Here is a 5767-nt window from a genome sequence, read left to right on the forward strand (position 1 = left end):
AGAAGTCATTCTTTTTTTCTCGGAACTAAAAGGTACTTGAGAAGCTAATTTAGTACTCCTTCTCATATTTTGGTAATCTTTATTACTGTGATATAAAAGTAGGGCACATTCAGTTGCACTTCCTATATATTTAAACGAAGATTCTTCTTTTTCTATATTTGATGTTGAGTTTATTATGCAGTTTTCTTCAAAATAGCTATAGCTACTATATTCACTATTATCAATATATTGACCATCTACATAAGCTACGTCTACTGTCATTCTATTTTCTGTTAAAGTTCCAGTTTTATCTGAACATATTACAGATACTGATCCTATAGTTTCACAAGCTTCTTTTTTAGTTACTAAAGCATTTATCTTAGCCATCTTTTGCATAGTTATGGCTAATGTTATGTTTATCATAGTAGGAAGACCTTCAGGCACTGTAGCTACTATTAAGGCTATACATACCATATATATGTCTTTAGTTGGCTCTAAAGATTGTAAAAATGGTATAAATCCCGATGTATCTATTTGTAGTTGACCTTTTAATTGCATTGAAAATATCATATAAACACATAATAACATTGCAACAAGTCCTGATATAGCAGCTATCTTAGCTCCTAACTTACCTAATTTCATTTGAAGAGGTGTTTGAGTATCATCATGAGACAAATTTTGAGCTATTTTACCCATTTCTGTTTTATCTCCTATGGAAGTAACTACCATAATTCCCCTTCCATAAGCAACAAGAGTACCTCCAAATACCATGTTTATTTGTTTTGCTGGTATTGCATCTTGTTCTATGATACCAGCTTTACCATATACTACTTCCATATCTATAATAGCATTAGCATTTTTATCTACATCAGCAGATTCTCCTGTTAGCATGTCTTCTCTAAGTTTTAAGTTTTTAGATTCTACAAGCCTTCCATCTGCAGGAATCATATCTCCGGTTTCTATATATACTATGTCCCCTGATACTAGTTTATTTTTAGATATTTGAATTATTTTTCCTTCTCTAAGAACTTTTACTTCTATATTTTCAGTCATTTTAGATAAAGCTTGTGCTGCCTTTTTTGATTTACTTTCTGTTACTATACCTATTGATATCCCAAGCAGTATAGCAATGATTATTCCAATTGCATCATGTAATTCTCCTACAAAAGAACTAAGTACAGCTGCACCTAATAAAATTAATATCATAGGTTCCATTAAGCTTTCACTTAGCTCGTCCCAAAATGTGGGACCTTCTTTTATTGTGAATTCATTTAATCCATACCTTTTTTTTCTTTCTTCTACTTCTTGATTGCTTAATCCAAGTTCTGAATTTACTTTTAAAAATTTCAAAGTTTCTGCAGTAGATTTGTTGTAGTATCTCATAGTTTTCATCCCCTTGGTTATTTTTACTTTATAAGATTATATGATATTATATTTTTATATATTCCATTAAATAACGCTAAATAAATTATAAATTAAATAAGCCCACATAACTGTGAGCTTGTTTAATTTACGATTTATTATCTTCTTATTTTAGATTATCTATATCATTTTTAGCATTTTCATAAAATTCGTCCATATTAACTACTTTATAATTTAACCTTGAGTACTCTGATGCAAAAGCCATTACATGACTTTCTACTGACTGTATAGCACCAGTTTTTAACTTTCCATCGTTAGAAGTTATTAAAGATATAAAATCTTTCATAAGAGAGTAATCTCCACCGCCATGACCACTTCTATTTATTTTTGGATGTATTACTGTATGTGAATAATCTCCAAATTTATATACATCTATTATATTTTTCATATGATTTCCACCAACTTCTCCATGTGTAAACATGAGCTTTATTGTTCTAGTACATTCTTCTGTAAAAGCAGATAAATTAAAAGTAGCTGAGACTTTATTTTCAAATTCTAAAATACTCACCATATTATCAACTACATTGTTATCACATTTATAAACACATCTTCCATAAGGACCGTCCTGTATAGACTTTTTTAAATTTTCTTTAGTTGGATTTGAATGAACTGCATTTAAAGATCTAACTATCTTATCATCTTCTAGATATATTTTATTAGCTGAGTATGGACAGGTATTATTTAATTCACAATCTACGCATCTATCTGACATATTTTGTTTAAAGCTTTCTAATTTCATATGTCTTAAGCTTCCAAAGGATGATATATATTTACACTTGCTATCAGCTAACCATAGTAATATATCTAAATCATGACAACTTTTGGCTAATATAAGTGGACTTGTTTCATTACTATTTCTCCAATTCCCCCTTGTATAGCTATGTGCAAAATGCCAATATCCTATATTTTCATTATGTTGGATGCTTACTAACTCTCCTAATTCTTTGCTATCTACTATTCTTTTTAATTCACTAAAAAATGGAGTATATCTTAAGACATGACATATCATAAATATTTGATTATTGTATCTTTTACCTAATTCACCTAATTTTATTACTTTATCTAAATCATTTGACATTGGCTTTTCTAAAAGAACATGATATCCCTTTTCTAAAGCTAGTTTGGCGGGTTCATAATGTGATTCATCGTTATTTGCTATTATTATAGCATCTGATATTTTATCATTTACTAATAAATCTTCCCAAGTTGTAAATATATTTTCATCACCTATGTTATACATTTCTTTGAATAAATCTCTTTTTTCTTTAATAGGCTCTGCGACTGCGACTACTTCTCCTAGTTCTGGATTTTCTAATAAATAAGGTATATATGCATACATTCCTCTGCACCCTGCTCCTATTACAGCTATTGTTATTTTTTTCATACTATCTCCCCTATATATAAATATATGTATTCTATTATATATATTTATTTTAATGTAAATCTTATTATACTGTAATAAAATTTATATTAAAATAAAAACTGAGATGATTTATTAGTAATACCTAAATCATCTCAGTTGATATTTATAATAGTTATTAATTATTTAGTAAAATAGTACTGCCTTACTCAATGCAAAAAATTCTCTTGTATAATACACTGGTATAAAAGAAGCTTTTGATTTGCTAGTATAAAAAGTTACGTTTTTATATCCATTTCTTTTTGATAGTATAGAACTTCTTAAAGTATGAAAATCTGTTGTTACAGTTTTTATATTTAAGCTTTTTATATCTTTTTTACTGTGTTTTTCTATTTTTTCTTTTGAATATTTAAAGTTTTCATAAGTGTTTCTTGAATTATCTTCCATTATAATTTTTTCTTCACTTATACCACAATCCATTAAGTAATTTTTCATAGCTAAAGCTTCTGATATATGTTCATCATTTCCTCTTCCACCTGATACGACTATGTAACAATCATCAGTGGTTTTATTTAGATATTCTATAGCAGCATCTAGTCTTGCTTTTAAGGTTAAACTTGGAGAATCTTTTTTAACAGCAGCTCCTAATATTATTAAATAGCCACTATCATCTTTTATATTATTTTTAGGATAGCCTATCATTAGACTTTCTGTAATTATAAATATTATTAAAAAAATAATACTAAATACTTTTAACATAGTATACATTAATTGATTTTTCTTAAGTTTTTCTCTTATAGAATTGTACACTATAAGTATAATACCTAAATATAAGAAAAAATCAATAAAAGCTAAGCCTCCAAAAACTAGCTTTATGTAAATATAGTAAACTATAAAAACTATACCAATCATAAGAGTCATATTTTTTAGTAATGATTGCTTTTTAAGCATAACTATCACCTCCATAATATTATAGCATAGTTCTTTTTAGTTGTTTTTCATAAAAATAAAGTGTAAATATTATTAATTATTTACACTTTATTTTATTTAAAACTATTTGTTTCTTATAACTAAATTATATTACATTCATAGTCACTATTGGCTTTCTTAATATGTAATCTTTTTCTACTTTTATATCTAATTTCATTTTTACTATTTGTCTTGCATGAGGAGCTGATTCTATAGGTTCTCCAACTTCATTATACATTTCTAATATATTAGCATGAATTGTTTCTTTAAATGGTCCTATAACTTCTATTTTATCTCCTGCATTCATTTTATTTCTTTGCTCTACTATAACAAGATCATTTTCTTCGTCATGACCTCTTACTATTCCTATAAAGTCATAGTTTCTAATATATGATGCAGATTTATAGTTATGAGCATTAGAATCCGGTCTATTTAAATAGAATCCTGTATTGTAATCTCTATGGCTTCCTTTTTTTAGTTCATCTAACCACATAGGATTAAATGTCCAGTTTTCAGGGTCTTTGTAATATTCATCTAGTGCCATTCTATAAGCTCTAACTGTTGTAGCTACATAATAAGATGTTTTCATTCTTCCTTCTATTTTTAAGCTTGTTATACCACTTTCTATTATTTGAGGTATATATTCTATCATACATAAGTCTTTTGAATTAAAGAAAAATGATGAGTCTATTCCTTCAACTACTTTTTCAAAGTTTCCTGGACTTACTTCATCAACTAAAGTATATTTCCATCTACAAGGTTGAGCACATGCACCTCTATTAGCATCTCTTCCTGTTGTGTAGTTACTTATTACACACTTTCCAGAGTATGACATACACATAGCACCATGAACAAAAGCTTCTATGTCCATATCTTCTGGGCAATTATCTTTTATTTCTTTTATTTCTTTAAATGATAATTCTCTAGCCATTACAACTCTTTTAGCTCCTTGATGATACCAGAAGCTTGCAGCAGATGCATTTGTTGTACTAGCTTGAGTACTTATATGTATTTCCATATTAGGGATTGTTTCTTTAACTATAGTAAATACACCTGGATCACTTACTATAACAGCATCTACACCTATTCTATCTAATTCTAGTAAGTATGCTTTTAATTGCTCAAGTTCTTCATTTCTAGGTATTATATTTATCGTTACGAATACTTGCTTATCTCTTTCGTGAGCAAAAGCTACACCTTCAGCCATTTCTTCTATAGAGAAGTTTTTAGCAGCAGATCTCATACCAAATATTTCTCCACCTAGATATACTGCATCTGCGCCATAAGTAAAAGCTATTTTTAATCTTTCTAAATCACCTGCTGGTGCTAATAATTCTACTTTTTTCATATTGTCTCCTTTGTTTATCTATATATAATTCAGTTTTTTAAACTAAGTAATATTTATATTATATAAATTATTTTACCCAAATACTTTCCTATAAAACTTATTTATAGGATATACATAAAATGTCATATAACTAATATATTATACATTATATTATTATTTTTATAAAGTTTTATATATGAATTACAAAAAAGGTAGTGATTAACCACTACCCCTTCATACTATAATAATATTACATATATTTATAGATGATTTTAATTTATTTTTATCCATTTAACATTTTTTTCCATTCATCACCTGAAAATATACCTAATATAAAGTCAGAAACAATTATACCTATGTCGATTAATAGCTCCACGAATAAAACCTCCTTTAATATAGTATATTACAAGTATACTGCTCATTTACATAAAAATATACACTTTCAACTTGTCATATGTAACAATTGTAATTATAGCACCAGTCATAAGCACAAGTAATATAATATATATGTTCTAAAAAATAATCTACACTAATTAAATCAATTAATTATAGTTAAACTAGTAAATTTCAATTGTCACGTTATCGTCATAGCCGTCAACTTAAGAAGTCATATTTTCTAATTATGATATAATTTAAAATCATAACTAGAAAGTAGGACTTAGATTTATGCACAAAAGAATCAAACATTTAATTAAAAATATAAAATACGT

Annotated in this window: 4 protein-coding genes; all 4 read right to left on the bottom strand. The window is 27.3% G+C overall.

Translation table 11 applies throughout. The features are described from left to right. A partial coding sequence (locus AC11VW_RS09515; RefSeq protein WP_484301175.1) for an HAD-IC family P-type ATPase occupies positions 1–1362 on the bottom strand: 1362 nt, incomplete at its 3' end. Positions 1363–1507: 145 nt separating this feature from the next. Continuing rightward, positions 1508–2785, bottom strand: a complete 1278-nt coding sequence (locus AC11VW_RS09520) for a Gfo/Idh/MocA family protein (RefSeq protein WP_484301176.1) — start codon at positions 2783–2785, stop codon at positions 1508–1510. Between the two features lie 162 nt (positions 2786–2947). Further along, positions 2948–3712, bottom strand: coding sequence for a YdcF family protein (locus tag AC11VW_RS09525; protein ID WP_484301177.1), 765 nt, complete (start codon positions 3710–3712; stop codon positions 2948–2950). A 124-nt stretch (positions 3713–3836) separates the two neighbouring features. After that, on the bottom strand, positions 3837–5078 hold the full coding sequence (locus tag AC11VW_RS09530; RefSeq protein WP_484301178.1) for a peptidase U32 family protein: 1242 nt from the start codon (positions 5076–5078) through the stop codon (positions 3837–3839). Positions 5079–5767: the final 689 nt, after the last annotated feature.

The organism is Romboutsia sp. (genome assembly GCF_056995035.1).

Bases quoted from the DNA above. Each gene is read 5' to 3' on its own strand.
- AC11VW_RS09520 (WP_484301176.1), bottom strand. From the start codon at position 2,785: ATGAAAAAAATAACAATAGCTGTAATAGGAGCAGGGTGCAGAGGAATG.
- AC11VW_RS09525 (WP_484301177.1), bottom strand. From the start codon at position 3,712: ATGCTTAAAAAGCAATCATTACTAAAAAATATGACTCTTATGATTGGT.
- AC11VW_RS09530 (WP_484301178.1), bottom strand. From the start codon at position 5,078: ATGAAAAAAGTAGAATTATTAGCACCAGCAGGTGATTTAGAAAGATTA.